Below are 15,612 nucleotides of genomic sequence, written 5' to 3' on the forward strand. Positions count from 1 at the left end.
CGATCGAGAAAGAAAGAGGGAGGCGGAGCGGCATCACACCGCTCCCGGGGGTCAGAGCGCGCGGCCGCAGGCCACGCCGCTGGCCCATGCCCACTGGAAGTTGTAGCCGCCGAGCCAGCCGGTGACGTCGACGGTCTCGCCGATGAAGTACAGCCCCGCCACCTCGCGGGCCTGCATGGACTTCTGGTCCAGGCCGCGGGTGTCGACGCCGCCGCGCATGACTTCGGCTTTTTTGTAGCCGACCGTGCCGGTCGGGACGAGGCGCCAGCGGTGGATCCGCTCGGACAGCGCGCGCAGGGTGCGATCGGGCACGTCGGCCAGACGCGCCTGGGCCAGCTCGCCCTGCTCCTGCGCCAGCCAAGTGTCGGCCAGCCGTTTCGGCCAGAGGCTGGCGAGCACGGTGTGCATCTGCTGCCGCGCGCCCGACTTGGCGCCGATCAGCGCGTCGGCCAGATCCTGCCCCGGCGCGAGGTCGATCTCGATCGGCTCGCCGGGCTGCCAATAGCTGGAGATCTGCAGGATGCCGGGGCCGGACAGGCCGCGGTGCGTGAACAGCAGGTCTTCGAGAAACTCGCCGCGCGCCTTGCCGGCGCCGGTGGCGAGCCGGACCTCGAGCGCCACGCCGGCCAGATCGGCGAACGGGCGCCAGGCCTGCGGCTCGAACGTGAGCGGCACCAGCGCGGGACGTGGTTCGACCACCTTGAGGCCGAACTGGCGCGCGAGCTTGAGCCCGAAGTCGGTCGCGCCGAGCTGCGGGATCGCCATGCCGCCGGTCGCCACGACGACCTTGCGCGCGCGAATCGTGCCGGTGCTGGTCGAGAGCGTATAGCCCGCCTCGTCGCGCGCCACCGATTCGATGGCGCACGGCATGCGCCAGTTGACGCGGCCGCGCTCGCATTCGGCACGCAGCATATCGATGATGGACTCGCTGGAGTCGTCGCAGAACAGCTGCCCGCGGTGCTTCTCGTGCCAGCTCACCCGGTGTTCGCGCAACAGGCCCAGGAAGTCCTGCGGCGTGTAGCCCGCCAGCGCCGAGCGGCAGAAGTGCGGGTTTGCCGACAGAAAATTGGCGGGCGTGGTGCCAGTATTGGTGAAGTTGCAGCGGCCGCCGCCCGAAATCCGGATCTTCTCGGCCAGGCGCGTGGCGTGATCGAGCAGCACGACCGACAGGCCACGCTGACCTGCCACGGCCGCGCACATCATGCCTGCGGCACCCGCGCCTATCACGGCGACATCGAACATCGAGCGGTATTCCAAAAAGCGGATGGGCCTTGCGGCCCATCCTGGTCATCACAGTGGTGCTGGCGCGCTTACGCGTCGGATTCTTTCAGGCAATCGACGTAGTAGCGCTTGGCGCCGTCCGGACCGGTTTCATCGGCCAGGCCGTGAATATAGGTCTCGAAACCGGGGAAGCGCTCGTTGAACTCGCGCGCGAACTGCAGGTACTGGACGATGGTGCGGTTGAAGCGCTCGCCCGGAATCAAGAGCGGGATGCCCGGGGGATACGGCGTCAGCAGCACACCCGTCACGCGGCCTTCGAGTTCGTCGATCGACACGCGCTCGACCTCGCGGTGCGCCATGCGCGCGAAGGCGTCGGACGGCTTGAGCGCCGGCACCATGTCGCTCAGGTACATCTCGGTGGTCAGGCGGGCCACGTCGCGGGCGCGGTAGGCTTCGTGGATCTCCTGGCAGAGATCGCGCAGGCCCATGCGCTCGTAACGGCGATGACCGCGGCAGAAGTCCGGCAGGATGCGCCACAGCGGCTGGTTGCGGTCGTAGTCGTCCTTGAATTGCTGCAAGGCGGTCAGCAGCGTGTTCCAGCGGCCCTTGGTGATGCCGATGGTGAACAGGATGAAGAACGAATACAGGCCGGTCTTTTCGACCACCACGCCGTGCTCGGTCAGGTACTTGGACACCAGCGCGGCCGGAATGCCGGTCTCGCCGAAGCTGCCCGACATGTCCAGGCCCGGAGTGATGATGGTGGCCTTGATCGGGTCGAGCATGTTGAATTCCGGCGCGAGATCGCCGAAACCGTGCCAGTGGTCGTTGGACTCCAGCACCCACTCGTCGCGGTTGCCGATGCCCTCGGGCACCAGGCGGTTCGGGCCCCAGACCTTGAACCACCAGTCGTTCTTGCCGTACTCGGATTCCACCTTGCGCATGGCACGGCGGAAATCGAGCGCCTCGCGGATGCTTTCTTCGACCAGCGCGGTGCCGCCCGGAGGCTCCATCATGGCCGCGGCGACGTCGCACGACGCGATGATCGCGTATTGCGGCGAGGTCGACGTGTGCATCAGATAGGCTTCGTTGAACACGTTGCGGTCGAGCTTGCGGTCCTCCGACTCCTGCACGATGATCTGCGACGCCTGCGAGATGCCGGCCAGCAGCTTGTGCGTGGAGTGGGTCGCGAACACCATCGCGTCCTTGCTGCGCGGACGGTTGGGGCCGATCGCGTGCATGTCCTGGTAGTACTCGTGGAACGCGGCGTGCGGCAGCCACGCTTCGTCGAAGTGCAGCGTGTCGATGTAGCTGCCCAGGCGCTCCTTGATCATTTCGACGTTGTAGATCACGCCGTCGTAGGTGCTTTGGGTCAGCGTCAGGATGCGGGGCGTCTTGTTGGCGGCTTCGCGCGCGAACGGATTGGCCTCGATCTTCTTGCGGATGTTCTCGGGATCGAACTCTTCGAGCGGAATCGGACCGATGATGCCGAGGTGATTGCGCGTGGGGCGCAGGAACACCGGGATCGCGCCGGTCATGGTGATCGCGTGCAGGATCGACTTGTGGCAATTGCGGTCGACCACCACCACATCGCCCGCGGCGACGTTGGCATGCCATACGACCTTGTTCGAGGTCGAGGTGCCGTTGGTGACGAAGTAGCAATGGTCGGCGTGAAAGATGCGCGCGGCGTTCAGTTCCGACTCGGCCACCGGGCCGGTGTGGTCCAGCAGCTGACCCAGCTCGTCCACGGCGTTGCAGACGTCGGCGCGCAGCATGTTTTCACCGAAGAACTGGTGGAACATCTGGCCCACGGGGCTCTTCAGGAAGGCCACGCCGCCCGAGTGTCCGGGACAGTGCCACGAATACGAACCATCCTGGGCGTACTTGACCAGCTCGCGGAAGAACGGCGGCGGCAGGCTGTCGACGTAGCTGCGCGCTTCGCGGATGATGTGACGCGCCACGAACTCGGGCGTGTCTTCGAACATATGAATGAAGCCGTGCAGCTCGCGCAGGATGTCGTTCGGAATGTGCTCCGACGTGCGCGTCTCGCCATACAGATAGATCGGAATATCGGCGTTGCGGAAACGCAGCTCGCCGATGAACGACCGCAGGTTCTTGATGGCCAGGGCCACGTCTTCGGGCGAATCGACGTCGAACTCTTCGTCGTCGATCGACAGAATGAATGCGCTCGCCCGGCTCTGCTGCTGCGCGAACGAACTGAGGTCGCCATAGCTGGTCACGCCGATCACCTCGACGCCCTCGGACTCAATGGCTTGGGCCAACGCACGAATCCCCAGACCCGAGGCATTCTCGGAGCGGTAGTCTTCGTCGATGATGAAAATGGGGAAGCGGAATTTCATGCGGGCGCTCCTGGGGGGCAAGGCAAAACGGACGCGAGTGTACAGCGAGTCGCGGGCGGTCTGGTGACACTGTGGCCCGCGTGACGGACCGCGACTGGCGCAGGGATTGTAGGACGGATTGGCGCACCGCCGCATGACAGGCGCGGCGGTGGCGACATGGGGAAGCGCCGGGGCGCTCGCGAGGGGGCTGAGGGTGGGCCGCGACCGGTCAACGGATCGTCTCGGCCCGACCGGCGGCGAGCGCGGCCTCGAAGCGGCCAAATGCGGCGCCCACGGGCTCGGCCGCCTTGCCGCCCAGATACTGATCGACCCGCGAGATCGCGCACAGACAGACCTCGGCCTCGCCTTCGCCTGCCACCAGCACCACGGGGTCGTCGTTGTCGCAGACCTCGTACAGGCCGCCGTGGGCGCGCCTCAGGGTCTCGTACAGATAGGCCGCGGCGCCCACGCGCTGCATGGGACTGAGCTCGATCTCGCCGGCGCGCACGCGGGCCAGGATCTGATCCAGGACGGCCACGCTGGCGGGCGAGAAATCGAGACTGCCAGGGGTCGGGGCGGCGCCACGGAAGTCTTCGGCGGCGGCCGTCACGCGCTCGACGAACTCGTCTTGCACTTCCTGGTCCACCTGCGGGGTCGAGGTCTTCTTGAAAAAACCGAACATCGCTGGCTCCTGCGCTGGCATCCGCGCGTCACGACAAATTCATTATATTGGGGCCGGGGGACCACGCGAACCCGCCCTCACCCATGGGAGCCCGAGTGAATCCAACGAGCGTACGCCAATTGTCCGGCGCAGATGCTGCAGAATATGCCGAGTTGCGCCTGCAGGCGCTGCGGGACTCGCCGACCGCGTTCGCGTCCAGTTACGAAGAGGAGCGGCTCGTCACGCCGGCCGGATGGCGCGAAAGGCTGATCGGCACGGCGGATAAAGCCAGCTATGGCGCGTACATAGGTCCCCAATTGGCAGGCATCGCCACGCTGGTACGCGAACAGAAACTGAAACAACGCCACAAGGCCAATATTTACGCCGTTTACGTTGCGCCCGAGCAACGGGGCCAGGGCCTGGCGCGGGCGCTGATGGAAGCGGTCGTCGCGCACGCGCGCACGATGGACGGCGTGCGTCAGTTGCTGCTCACCGTCACCGACGGCAACGCGCAGGCCCAGCAGCTGTATGCCAGCCTCGGCTTCATGACCTACGGCCGCGAACCCGACGCCCTGATGATCGACGGCAGGCGCTACGCCGAAGTCCTGATGTGCAAGCCGCTGGCACCCTATTAGGAGTGCACGAATGCAGATACTGCTGAACATCGACGTGCCGGTGCTGGAGCCGGCGATCCGGTTCTATACCGAGGGGCTGGGCCTCACGCTCACGCGCACGCTGGGCGGCCGCGTGGCCGAACTCGCCGGCGCGGGCGCGCCGATCTATCTGCTCGAAAAACCCGACGGGTCGCGGCCGGCGCCGGGCGCCGAGGCGCGCCATTACGGCCGTCACTGGACGCCGGTACACGCCGATTTCGTGGTGCCCGATGTCGATGCCGCCGTGGCCCGCACGGTGGCGGCGGGCGCCGTCCTCGAACACGGGCCCGAGACGCAGGTGTGGGGCCGTATCGCCCATCTGGCGGATCCGTTCGGCAACGGGCTGTGCCTGCTGCGCTTCAGCGCGGCGGGTTATGCGGCGGTGGCCGACCCGGTCGCCGCCGCCGGGTAACGGGGCGCCGCCCACGAACGCCGACGGCGCCGCGCCAACGGCGCCGCCCCATAAATGCCACCGGCGCCGCCCACGAACGCCAACGGCCCGCCTCTCGCGAGACGGGCCGTTGTGCCGTGCGGCCCGTGATGACGGGCCGGCGGGGGACTCAGGTGCGCGGCAGCGTGACGCCGCGCTGGCCCTGATACTTGCCGCCGCGGTCGCGGTACGAGGTTTCGCAGACCTCGTCGCTCTCGAGGAACAGGAACTGCGCGCAGCCTTCGCCCGCGTAGATCTTGGCCGGCAGCGGCGTGGTGTTGGAAAACTCCAGCGTCACGTGGCCTTCCCATTCGGGCTCGAGCGGGGTCACGTTGACGATGATGCCGCAGCGCGCGTAGGTGCTCTTGCCCAGGCAGATGGTGAGGACGCTGCGCGGAATGCGGAAGTACTCGACCGTGCGCGCCAGGGCGAACGAATTGGGCGGAATGATGCAGACATCGCCCTTGAAATCGACGAACGACTTTTCGTCGAAATTCTTGGGGTCGACGATGGTCGAGTTGATGTTCGTGAAAATCTTGAATTCGTCGGCACAGCGCACGTCGTAACCGTAGCTGCTGGTGCCATAGCTCACGATGCGCTCGCCATTGACGGAACGAACCTGGCCGGCTTCGTAGGGTTCGATCATGCCGGTTTCGGCGGCGCGGCGGATCCAGCGGTCGCTTTTGATACTCATGGGGGTGCCTTTAGAACAATGCCGCGTATTTTATCGCGAGCCGGGCCGGACGGCGCCCGGGGCCGGATTTGCCCCGGGTTGCCTCAGTCTTCGATCAGCCAGCGATACACCAGGGCAATCCCGTTGACCGAACCGCCCTTCACGTCGAGCGACAGCCCGCGCGCCAGCCGGTAGCTGGCCCGGCCCACGGTTTCGCTGCCGGCCAGGGCCTGCTCGATGCTCAGCGTGATGCCGTTCGAGAGGTTCTTGCTGGCCACCAGGAATTGCGTCGCCAGCTCGCTATCGGAATCGCGGTTGACCTGGCTCGCCACGGTGCGATCGGGCAGGATGCTGCCCGAACTGCCGATGGCGCCGGTCCGGATGCTGACGTCGTCGAGGCCGAACTGTTTGTACAAGGGCTCGCCGCCGCCCAGCAGTGCCGTGCCGATGGAGAGCAGCAGCGCCGTATCGCCGCCGCCCGCGTCGGGGCCGCGGCCCAGCACCAGCCACGACAGCTTCTCGACGTCGCTCACGTCCGGATAGGACACGAGATCGATGCGCGGGCGCTGCGCCGTGCCCGAGACACGCACGCCGGCCTCGACCTGTTCGCCGGTACGCAAGGCTTCGATATCGAGCAGCGGGTTGTCGATGCGCCCCTGGAAGGTCAGGGTGCCGCGGCGCAGTCGCAGCTTCTGGCCATAGGCCTCGATGCCGCCGCCCCGCGTGCGCAGCGCGCCCATGCCGGTGAGTCGCCCGTCCTGCAGTTGAATCTGGATGCTGCCGAGCAGGCCCGCGTCCAGACCCATGCCGGTGATGTAGAAGCGCGGACCCATGTCGAACTTCAGATTCATGCCCATCTGGATCGGGGTGCCACCGGCCGCTTTCTTGTCGCCCGCGCGCACCACGCGCACGTCGTCGTCCAGCGAGGGCACGCCCTGCAGAATCTCGAGGCTGACCCAGCCCGCGTCGGCGGTGAGGTCGCCCGTGATGTCGATGCGGGGCAGGGCCGCGTTGATGTCGATGTTGCCGGACACCATGGCGTAGCGATCCGAACGCTGCAGCGCGGGGAAGCGATGCAGTTGCACGCGCACATTCCCGCGCGCGGCGCTGAGCTCCCATTGGCCGCGCGCTTCGACGAAGCCACCCTTCGCATCCTTGTTCGTGCTGACCCATTCCTTGGTGCGCCATTCGGCCGGCATGACGCGCAGCACCGCGGGAAAGCGCAGCGAATCGAGGATCACGCGGTCGTCCTGCAGGCGGGCACGCAGCGTGCCGTCGAGCAGACGCACCCCGTCGTCGATCCGCACCACGCGCAGCTTGTCGCCCTGAATGGTGCCTGTGGCGCTCCATTTACCGTCGAGCGTTCCCTGCGCCTGCACATTGGCCTTGAGCGTGCCCCCGAGCTCGAGCGCGTCGCCCACGAACAGACCCAGCCACGCCAGGTCCGCGATGTCGGCGTCGATATTGGCCCGGATGGGCTGGCGCGGGTCGAGCGCCAGGCCGCGCAGGCTGGCGTTGGCCGTTGCCGTGAGACCGCCCATTTTTTCGGTCTGGAGGTTGACGTTGGCCACCAGCCGGCTCAACCCGCCCGCGCCCGGCGTGGCGGTGGCTTCGAGCACCAGCGCGCGCAGGCCCAACGGAATGGGCGGATCGCCCGGCACCATCAGATCCCCGTCGCGGCGCGCGAGCCGCACCTTGCCGCCCAGGCTGCCCGCGTACTTCAGGTCCCACGCGGCATCGATGGCGATGCGGCGCTGATTCGCCGGGACCGTGGGATTCACGCGGCCGGCGTCGCGCTCGGCACGCGCGACCGCCTCGGGGTCGAGCGCCATGAGGACCTGCCGCAGCATGCTCGGGCGCAGCACGAGATTGTCGGCGCCGCCCGCGGTCTGCCACTGCCCGGGCCCGCCCTGCGACGCGCCATGTCGAATCGCGATCGATTGGCCGTCGGGAAAGCGCACACCGAGCGTCGCCGCACCCACCCGCCATTGCGGCGCCGGAGCCACCGCGCCCGGCACGTAAGCCAGCGCGACCGGGCCCGCGATCTCGGCGCTAAACCCGGCGCTCGCCGCCTGGATGCGCGCCAGCGTGCCGCGCCAGCCCGCCGTGCCTGGTTTGCCGTTTTCTTCGCCCCATCCGCCCTGGAACTGCAGGCGGGCGTCGGCGGGCGCGCTGCCGAGCACCTTGGCGCGCGTATTGGGCGGCGTGTATTTGGCGTCGAGCGTGCCCTTGTGGGAAGCCATCGTGCCGTCGATGGCGAAGCGGGCTTCGGCGCCGCCCGGGAGATCGGGCCAGAAGGCGTCGAGCCGCGGTGCCAGCACGTCGAGCTTGAGGCGGCCGGCCGCGTCCGTCAGCGCACCATCGCCACGCACGCGGTTGGGGCCGAGGCGCAGATCCACTTCGAACTTGGGGATGCTCGCGCCCGCCGGCAGGCCGGGCATGGCGGCGGATGCGGCAGCGGCGGATGCGGCGGGTGAGGCGGCGCCGGCGGCTGGCGTTCCGGCGGCCGCCGGAACGCCGGACGCCTCGCCTTCCGCGCGCGTCGTCGTGACCCATTCGGCCGATACCCGGCCGGACAGCGGTTGACGGTTCCAGCGGCTTTCCTCGGCGATATTCAGCGCCACCGTCGCCTGACGCAGCACCCGCAGGTCCTGGATTTCGGCCTGCACGGTGGCGTCGGCGCTCAGCAGCGCGGGCGGAATCAGATCGCCGAGCAGGCTGCCGAGATCGAGCTTGTGCGCCCGCAGGGTCGCCTGCAGCTGATCGCGTCCGGGCGTCTGCGCCACGGGCGTGAGGCCGAGTTGCGCGGACAGGCTGCTGCCGTCCTCGCGTTTGATGTTCAGGTCGGCGGTTCGCACCGGAAAAGCGGCCAGCGGCAGCAGCGCCGCCTTGGCATCGAGCGAGAGCCCGCTGCCCGCGCCATCGAGCGTGACGTCGAGCGCATCGAGCGAACCGCGCGCCGCGACGTTCAGCGTCAGCGGGCAGAGACCGGCGGCCACGCCAGCGCCGAGCCGGTCCAGCGACTGGGCCAGCAGCGCCGCATCGCCCTGCAACGGCGCGAGCGCGGCGCGCTGCACGTCGGCGCCCCCCGCCATCAGTGCGGCCTGTGCGCCGGCGATCCGGCCAGCCTCGGTGCGCGCGGCGCGCGAGGACGCCGCGCCAGGGAGCTTGGTACCCAAGCATACGGGCGACTCGCGGTCCAGGGCCGAGCCCTTGAGGGCGAGTCGCGCCACCATGGGCCACGGCGCCGCGAGCTTGCCGACATTCGCCTCGCCCTGCAGATGCAGCTGGGTGTCGCCCTGCGTGGCGCGCAGCCCGTCGATGCGCAGACGCGCGCCCGGCACCTCGGTCGTTCCGGCCTGCAGCGCCGCGGCGAAATCACCGAGGGCCAGCGGCAACAGCGCGGTCTCGCCGTCGGGGCCGCGCCGCACCAGCTCGAACTGGCCCAGCGCCACGCGATCGAGCACGAGCGCCACCGGCAGATCGAGCTGCGTGAAAGGCTCGCCGTCGTCGGCCTGCGGCTCGGGCTCGGTCGTGTCGGCGGGCAGCCCGACCTTCAGACGGTCGGCCGACAACTCGCGCACATGCAGGCGGCGGCGAGACAGATCGCTCCAGTCCACATCGAGCCACAGGTTGTCTGCCTCGATGGCGGTGCCCGCCACCTCGACGTCGACCCGGCCCAGGCGCAGCCCGAGCAGCACGCTGCCTTCGATGCGCTCGACCTGACCGCCGAGTTGTTGAATGGCCGAGCCCACGAGCAGCCGGCTGCCGGTCTGCGAACCGAGCAGCCAGAAGGCGAAGACGGCCACCAGCACGGCGAGCATGGCGATACCGGGCAGCCACCACACCAGAATTTGCCGGAAGAGTGCGCGCAAAAACCTCAAAACGCGATCCCCAGCGAGAAGTGCAGGCGCAGATCGCGCTCGCGCTGACCGTAGGCCACGTCCAGGAACAACGGACCGGCCGGCGTGCGCACCCGCGCGCCCACGCCATAGCCGAGGGCGATGTCCATGTCGCCGAACGAGTTGGCGGCGTCGCCCGCGTCGACGAACACGCCCATGCCCCAGCGCTCGTTGAAATAATGGTCGTATTCGATGCTGGCGACGGCGAGCGTGGGTGCGCCGACGATCGCGTCGTTGCGCTCCACGCCGATGCTCTGGAACTTGTAGCCGCGGATGGAGCGTGCCCCACCGGTACGGAAGCCGAAGTCGTCGGGCACGCGGGTGCGGCTGTCGGACCAGACCCGGCCCACTTCACCGCGCACCGTCAGCACGTCGCGCTCGCCCACGGGCCACCACTTCTGGCCGCGCAGACGCAGGCGGGTATAGGGCTCGCCGCTATCGAGGACGACGCCGACACCACCGCCCACGGCGATCAGGTTGCCTTCGCGCGGATCGTATTTGTTGTCCACATCGCGTCGCAGCCATTCGGCCGTGACCGTGGCGGTCGGCAGATCGTAGGTATCTCCGCCGTCGATCTTGATATGGTCGTGCGCCAGCAGCAGACCCCAGCGCGTTTCGTATTCGACGCGGCTGTCGCCCGCGCCCTTGCGCTCCTGGCTGCGCGTGAGACCGAGCGCGTAACGCCGCACGTCCAGCCCCTGGATATCGGAGTGGTCGTAGAGCAGACCGATCGAGTCGCGGCGTCCGCGCGCATCGGGCGGCAGGGTGAAGTCGACATAGGCGCGCTGACGCAGGCGATCGACACCCAGGCCGGTCTCCATCGAGAGCGGCTGGCCGAACACCACGTTCTGGCGGTAGATGGTCTCGAGGCGCACACCCGCCTCGTCGTCGACGCCCAGCGACACCGACGCGCGCTTGGGCGGCGCCTCGACCACCCGCACGTCGACCGGCAGCGTGACCTCGCCATCCGGGTCGTACACCGGCGCACGGCGCGTGGCCGGTCCGCCGGACACCTTGGGATCCCCGGCGGGTTGCGCCGCGGCCAGGCCGCTCGAGCCCGGCGCGCGCGCCTCGCGATCCGGTGCGTCCGCGCGCGCCGGTGCCTCGGCGCGTTCGCCGTCCGGCTGGCGCAGCGTCACGAACGCGCCGCGGAAGAAGGCCGTCGATTGCAGCTCCTGCTGCCACTGATCGAGCTGGTCCTGGTTGTAGGTAGCGCCTTCCGAGTACCGCACATAACGGCGGATCAGCGACTCGGGCACACGGTTCAGACCGCCGGTCTCGAGGGTTCCGAGACGCACCCGCGGGCCGCTGTCGATGGTGACGTTGAGCGTGACCTGACCGCTCTCGGCATCGACCTCCGCGCCCGACGAGGTCATGCGGGCGAGCAGGAATTCGCGCGCCGAGACGTTGTCGAGCAGCGCGGACTTGGCGCGATTCCAGTCGGCATTGATGAAGGGCTGCCCCTTCTTGAGCGACCACTCTTTGCGCAGCTGCTGAATGCGCGCCGCGTATTCGGGCCGGGCGATGCGCCCGGTGAAGACGAGGTCGATATCGCCGACGCGCGCCTGCGGACCCGCCTTGATGACGATGTCCCAGGTTTCGCCGGCCACATCGGTGCCGGGCGTGAGCGTGACCTCGGGCGTGAAGTATCCCTGCGTGGCGAGCGCGGCCAGCGTGGCATCGCGCGCGCGCCGGCGCAGCCGGTTGATTTCGCCGCCATCCTGGTCTTCGGCCAGACGCGCGATCGCGCCGACGGCCTGCGTGATGGCCTGCAGCGCGGCGGGCGGCACGCCCCCCGGATCGATCACGATCTCCGGCAATTTGGCGTAGGCCGTTTCAACCACCAACACGCTTGCGAGCAGGACCCCGCCGATCAGTCTCCGCATGCCTCAACCGGGCCGCTGCTGAACCACGACGGAAGGCATGCGCCCCGCCATGTCGCGCGGCAGCGCAGCCACGCCCGCGGCCAGTTTGATGGCGATCTCGCGGTAGCGCCGCGCGGCTTCGCCATCCGGCTCGGACACGACGGTCGGCACGCCGGCGTCGGCGCTCGCGCGGATGGATGTCTGCAGCGGCAGGCTGCCCAGCAGGGGCACCTCGTATTGGTCGGCCATCCGATGGCCACCACCCTCGCCGAAGATGTGGTCGGCGTGACCGCACTGCGAGCACACGTGCATCGCCATGTTTTCGATGATGCCGAGCACGGGCACCTCGACCTTCTGGAACATGCGCAGGCCCTTGCGCGCATCGAGCAGCGCGAGCTCCTGCGGGGTGGAGACGATCACCGCGCCGACCACCGGCACCTTCTGGGCCAGGGTGAGCGCCACGTCGCCCGTGCCGGGGGGCATGTCGACGATCAGATAGTCGAGGTCGCGCCAGTTGGTCTGGCGCAGCAGCTGTTCGAGCGCCTGCGTGACCATCGGCCCGCGCCAGATTGCAGGCGAATCCGCGTCGATCAGAAAACCGATGGAGTTGGCCTGCAGGCCGTGCGCCTCGAGGGGCTCCATGGTTTTGTTGTCGTGACTCTCGGGGCGGCCATGCAGGCCGAGCAGCGTCGGCACGCTGGGGCCGTAAATATCGGCATCGAGCAGACCGACCTGCGCGCCCTCGGCGGCCAGCGCCAGCGCGAGATTCACGGCGGTCGTGCTCTTGCCCACACCGCCCTTGCCCGAGGCGACGGTAATGATGTTGCGTACATTCGGCAGCGGCTTGAGCCCGCGTTGCACGGCATGCACCGCGGCGCGGCCATCGACGCTGACCTCGGCGCGCACACCGGCGGCCGCCAGGGCGGCCTGCGCACGGGCGGCCAGGTCGGCCGCGGCGGCGCGCGAGGGATAGCCCAGCGGCAGACGCACGCGCGCAACCTCACCCTGCAGTTGAATGTCACGATCTTTTACATTTGCACCGATATCCACGCCGCTCGCGACATCGGTCAGCCCGCGCAGCGCGGCGCGGATTTGCTCTATCGTTATACTCATGACACTATGATTCCATAGGCAGCACAGGCATGCCCTTAAGTCTGTTACCGCAAGGATAGCGGATCGGCGGGAACCTTTAGCCGTGATTTACATCCTATATACATGATCGACGCTCTCATCCGTTTCCTCCGCGCCATCCCCGTCATCCTGCTGGGTATCGTAGGCATGCTGATGGCACTGGTCTTCATGGCATCGACCGCGGTCGCGCTGGGCATCCTGTACGTGGTGGCCAAAGTGCGCGGCAAGCCATTCGGCGTGCGTGCCTATTGGAGCCAACGCCAGGCTGGCCGTACCGGTCCGGCCGCAGGCCCCAACCCGTTCACGGGCGGCGCCCCGTTTCGCAATCAGCCCGACGTGATCGACGTCGAGGCGCGCGAAATCCGCTGATTTCTTCGGGCGGTCCGCAAAACCGCCCCACTCCAGATTGCCGCCTCGCGCGGCGCCCCGTGCGCCCCGCGGCCTTTCGTTTCCCGGCCGGGGACAAGCGCGACTCGCGCCTGTCCCCGGCTGTGTCTTTGGGCCAGCCGCGCACGACCGGCACCCCCTCGCGCACCGCGCTGAACGCGCCGGCGCGCGCCGCCCCGGGCCACGGCCCGCGCCCTCGGGCCGAAAGGCCCTAAAATACCCGACTCATCCCGCCCTTCAACCGTCCCATACGTCATGTCACGAACGCTATTCGTCACCACTGCACTGCCCTACGCCAACGGTTCTTTCCACATCGGCCACATCATGGAGTACATCCAGGCCGACATCTGGGTCCGTTCGATGCGAATGGCGGGGCACACGGTGCACTTCGTGGGCGCGGACGACGCGCATGGCGCGCCCATCATGTTGAAGGCCGAGAAAGAGGGCATCACGCCCAAGGAGCTCGTCGCCCGCTACGCCAGCGAGCGCCCGCGCTACCTCGACGGCTTCCATATCCGCTTCGATCATTGGCACAGCACCGACTCGGCCGAGAACGTCGCGCTCTCGCACGAGATCTACGGCGCGCTCAAGGCCCAGGGCCTGATCGAAACGCGCTCGATCGAGCAGTTCTATGATCCGGTCAAGGGCATGTTCCTGGCCGATCGCTACATCAAGGGCGAGTGCCCGCGTTGCCACGCCAAGGATCAGTACGGCGATTCGTGCGAGGTGTGCGGCGCGGTCTACGCCCCCACCGAGCTGATCAACCCGTACTCGGCGCTCACCGGCGCCACGCCGGTGCTCAAGAGCTCCGACCACTTTTTCTTCAAGCTCTCGGACCCGCGCTGCGTCGAGTTCCTGCAGCAATGGACCACCGGCTCCAACCGCCACGGCGTGCGTCACCTGCAGAGCGAAGTGCAGGCCAAGACGCGCGAGTGGCTCGGCACCGACGACGGCGAAGCCAAGCTGGGCGACTGGGACATTTCCCGCGACGCGCCCTACTTCGGTATCGAGATCCCCGACGCGCCGGGCAAGTACTTCTATGTCTGGCTCGACGCGCCGGTGGGCTACCTGGCCTCGCTGAAGTCGTATTGCGCGGTCAAGGGCCTCGACTTCGACGCCCTGCTCGACCCCGCCGGCAGCACCGAACAGGTGCACTTCATCGGCAAGGACATCATCTACTTCCACGCGCTCTTCTGGCCCGCAATGCTGAAGTTCGCCGGCCGCAAGACACCCGACGCACTGAACGTGCACGGCTTCATCACCGTGAGCGGCGAGAAGATGTCCAAGAGCCGCGGCACCGGCATCTCGCCGCTGCGCTATCTGGAAGTGGGCATGGACGCCGAGTGGCTGCGTTATTACATCGCCGCCAAGCTGAACGCCCGGGTCGAAGACATGGACTTCAACCCCGAAGACTTCATCGCCCGCGTCAACAGCGACCTGGTCGGCAAATACGTCAACATCGCCAGCCGCGCCGCCAATTTCATCACCCGCCATTTCGACGGCAAGCTGGGCTACCTGGGCGACACCGCCGCCCTGTCGGCCGAGTACGCGCGTGCGGCCGAAGACATCCGTGCTGCCCTCGAGGCACGCGAATACAACCGCGCCATCCGCGAAATCATGGCCCACGCCGACCGCATCAACCAGGCCTTCGACGCGGCCCAGCCGTGGGTGCTCGCCAAGGGCCTGGCCGACGCGCCGCAAGAACAACGTGACCAGCTGCAGGACATCTGCTCGCGCGCACTGGCCGGGTTCAAGGCGCTGTCGGTCATGCTGGCGCCGGTGCTGCCGGCCCTGTCGAACCGCGTCGCCCGCGAGCTGTTCGGCGCCACGCGCGACTTCGCCTGGACCGACGCCGCCGAGCTGCCGTCCCAGGTCGCGCCGTTCAAGCATCTGATGCAGCGCGTCGAGCCCAAGATGCTCGACGACCTGTTCGAGCCGCCGGCCGCGCCGGTCGAGGCCGCGGCAGCGGCCGTTGCCGCGCCGCTGCCGGGTGGCGAAGCCCTGGCCGACACGATCACGATCGATGATTTCGCCAAGGTCGATCTCCGTATCGCGAAGATCGTCAATTGCGAGCACGTCGAAGGCTCGACCAAGCTGCTGCGGCTCACCCTGGATGTCGGCGAAGGCCGCCATCGCAACGTGTTCTCGGGCATCAAGTCCGCCTACGAGCCCGAACAGCTGATCGGCAAGCTCACGGTGATGGTCGCCAACCTTGCCCCGCGCAAGATGAAGTTCGGCATCTCCGAAGGCATGGTGCTGGCCGCCAGCCACGCCGACGAGAAGACCGATGCCGGCATCTACGTGCTCGAGCCCTTCCCTGGCGCTCAGCCCGGCATGCGGGTGCGCTGAGCGC

11 protein-coding genes are annotated in these 15,612 nt (G+C 68.1%); 4 read left to right on the forward strand and 7 right to left on the reverse strand.

The window, feature by feature from the left end:
- Nucleotides 1–51: 51 nt before the first annotated feature.
- From CEK29_RS20140 to CEK29_RS20150, 3 genes are all read right to left on the reverse strand, one after another.
- The gene (locus CEK29_RS20140) at nt 52–1,242 is read right to left on the reverse strand and encodes an NAD(P)/FAD-dependent oxidoreductase (RefSeq protein WP_094804117.1); all 1,191 of its coding nucleotides are present in this window, start codon (nt 1,240–1,242) and stop codon (nt 52–54) included.
- A 68-nt stretch (nt 1,243–1,310) separates the two neighbouring features.
- Nucleotides 1,311–3,578, reverse strand: coding sequence for an arginine/lysine/ornithine decarboxylase (locus CEK29_RS20145; protein ID WP_094804119.1), 2,268 nt, complete (start codon nt 3,576–3,578; stop codon nt 1,311–1,313).
- A gap of 208 nt (nt 3,579–3,786) precedes the next feature.
- Complete coding sequence (locus tag CEK29_RS20150; protein WP_094804121.1) at nt 3,787–4,239, reverse strand: hypothetical protein; 453 nt, start codon at nt 4,237–4,239, stop codon at nt 3,787–3,789.
- 95 nt (nt 4,240–4,334) lie between these two features.
- On the opposite strand from CEK29_RS20150, the gene CEK29_RS20155 reads away from it, so the two are divergent.
- Together CEK29_RS20155 and CEK29_RS20160 are read left to right on the forward strand one after the other, a co-directional pair.
- Nucleotides 4,335–4,853 carry a GNAT family N-acetyltransferase gene (locus CEK29_RS20155; RefSeq protein ID WP_094859137.1) on the forward strand — a complete coding sequence of 173 codons (519 nt, stop codon included), beginning with the start codon at nt 4,335–4,337 and terminating at the stop codon, nt 4,851–4,853.
- Between the two features lie 10 nt (nt 4,854–4,863).
- Nucleotides 4,864–5,283, forward strand: a complete 420-nt coding sequence (locus CEK29_RS20160; protein ID WP_094859138.1) for a VOC family protein — start codon at nt 4,864–4,866, stop codon at nt 5,281–5,283.
- A 148-nt stretch (nt 5,284–5,431) separates the two neighbouring features.
- Here the strand turns inward: CEK29_RS20160 and dcd are convergent, their stop codons facing one another.
- The 4 genes from dcd to apbC form a co-directional block, all read right to left on the reverse strand.
- Nucleotides 5,432–5,995, reverse strand: a complete 564-nt coding sequence (gene dcd, locus CEK29_RS20165) for a dCTP deaminase (RefSeq protein WP_094804127.1) — start codon at nt 5,993–5,995, stop codon at nt 5,432–5,434.
- 83 nt (nt 5,996–6,078) lie between these two features.
- A complete protein-coding gene (locus tag CEK29_RS20170) occupies nt 6,079–9,798 on the reverse strand; it encodes a translocation/assembly module TamB domain-containing protein (protein WP_094859195.1) in 3,720 nt (1,239 codons plus the stop codon).
- A gap of 56 nt (nt 9,799–9,854) precedes the next feature.
- Nucleotides 9,855–11,762 (reverse strand): autotransporter assembly complex protein TamA, encoded by a 1,908-nt coding sequence (locus CEK29_RS20175; RefSeq protein WP_094859139.1) that lies wholly within the window; start codon nt 11,760–11,762, stop codon nt 9,855–9,857.
- Between the two features lie 3 nt (nt 11,763–11,765).
- Entirely contained in the window at nt 11,766–12,854 is a 1,089-nt protein-coding gene (apbC, locus tag CEK29_RS20180; protein WP_094804131.1) for an iron-sulfur cluster carrier protein ApbC, read from the reverse strand.
- Nucleotides 12,855–12,956: 102 nt separating this feature from the next.
- Between apbC and CEK29_RS20185 the strand changes: the two genes are divergently transcribed.
- Entirely contained in the window at nt 12,957–13,241 is a 285-nt protein-coding gene (locus CEK29_RS20185; RefSeq protein ID WP_094804132.1) for a hypothetical protein, read from the forward strand.
- Nucleotides 13,242–13,514: 273 nt separating this feature from the next.
- Entirely contained in the window at nt 13,515–15,608 is a 2,094-nt protein-coding gene (metG, locus tag CEK29_RS20190; protein WP_094859140.1) for a methionine--tRNA ligase, read from the forward strand.
- Nucleotides 15,609–15,612: the final 4 nt, after the last annotated feature.

The organism is Bordetella genomosp. 5 (assembly GCF_002261475.1).
Lineage (GTDB): Bacteria > Pseudomonadota > Gammaproteobacteria > Burkholderiales > Burkholderiaceae_B > Bordetella.

Bases quoted from the DNA above. Each gene is read 5' to 3' on its own strand.
- CEK29_RS20160 (WP_094859138.1), top strand. From the start codon at position 4,864: ATGCAGATACTGCTGAACATCGACGTGCCGGTGCTGGAGCCGGCGATC.
- CEK29_RS20145 (WP_094804119.1), bottom strand. From the start codon at position 3,578: ATGAAATTCCGCTTCCCCATTTTCATCATCGACGAAGACTACCGCTCC.
- CEK29_RS20185 (WP_094804132.1), top strand. From the start codon at position 12,957: ATGATCGACGCTCTCATCCGTTTCCTCCGCGCCATCCCCGTCATCCTG.
- metG (WP_094859140.1), top strand. From the start codon at position 13,515: ATGTCACGAACGCTATTCGTCACCACTGCACTGCCCTACGCCAACGGT.
- CEK29_RS20175 (WP_094859139.1), bottom strand. From the start codon at position 11,762: ATGCGGAGACTGATCGGCGGGGTCCTGCTCGCAAGCGTGTTGGTGGTT.
- apbC (WP_094804131.1), bottom strand. From the start codon at position 12,854: ATGAGTATAACGATAGAGCAAATCCGCGCCGCGCTGCGCGGGCTGACC.
- dcd (WP_094804127.1), bottom strand. From the start codon at position 5,995: ATGAGTATCAAAAGCGACCGCTGGATCCGCCGCGCCGCCGAAACCGGC.
- CEK29_RS20150 (WP_094804121.1), bottom strand. From the start codon at position 4,239: ATGTTCGGTTTTTTCAAGAAGACCTCGACCCCGCAGGTGGACCAGGAA.
- CEK29_RS20140 (WP_094804117.1), bottom strand. From the start codon at position 1,242: ATGTTCGATGTCGCCGTGATAGGCGCGGGTGCCGCAGGCATGATGTGC.
- CEK29_RS20170 (WP_094859195.1), bottom strand. From the start codon at position 9,798: ATGCTCGCCGTGCTGGTGGCCGTCTTCGCCTTCTGGCTGCTCGGTTCG.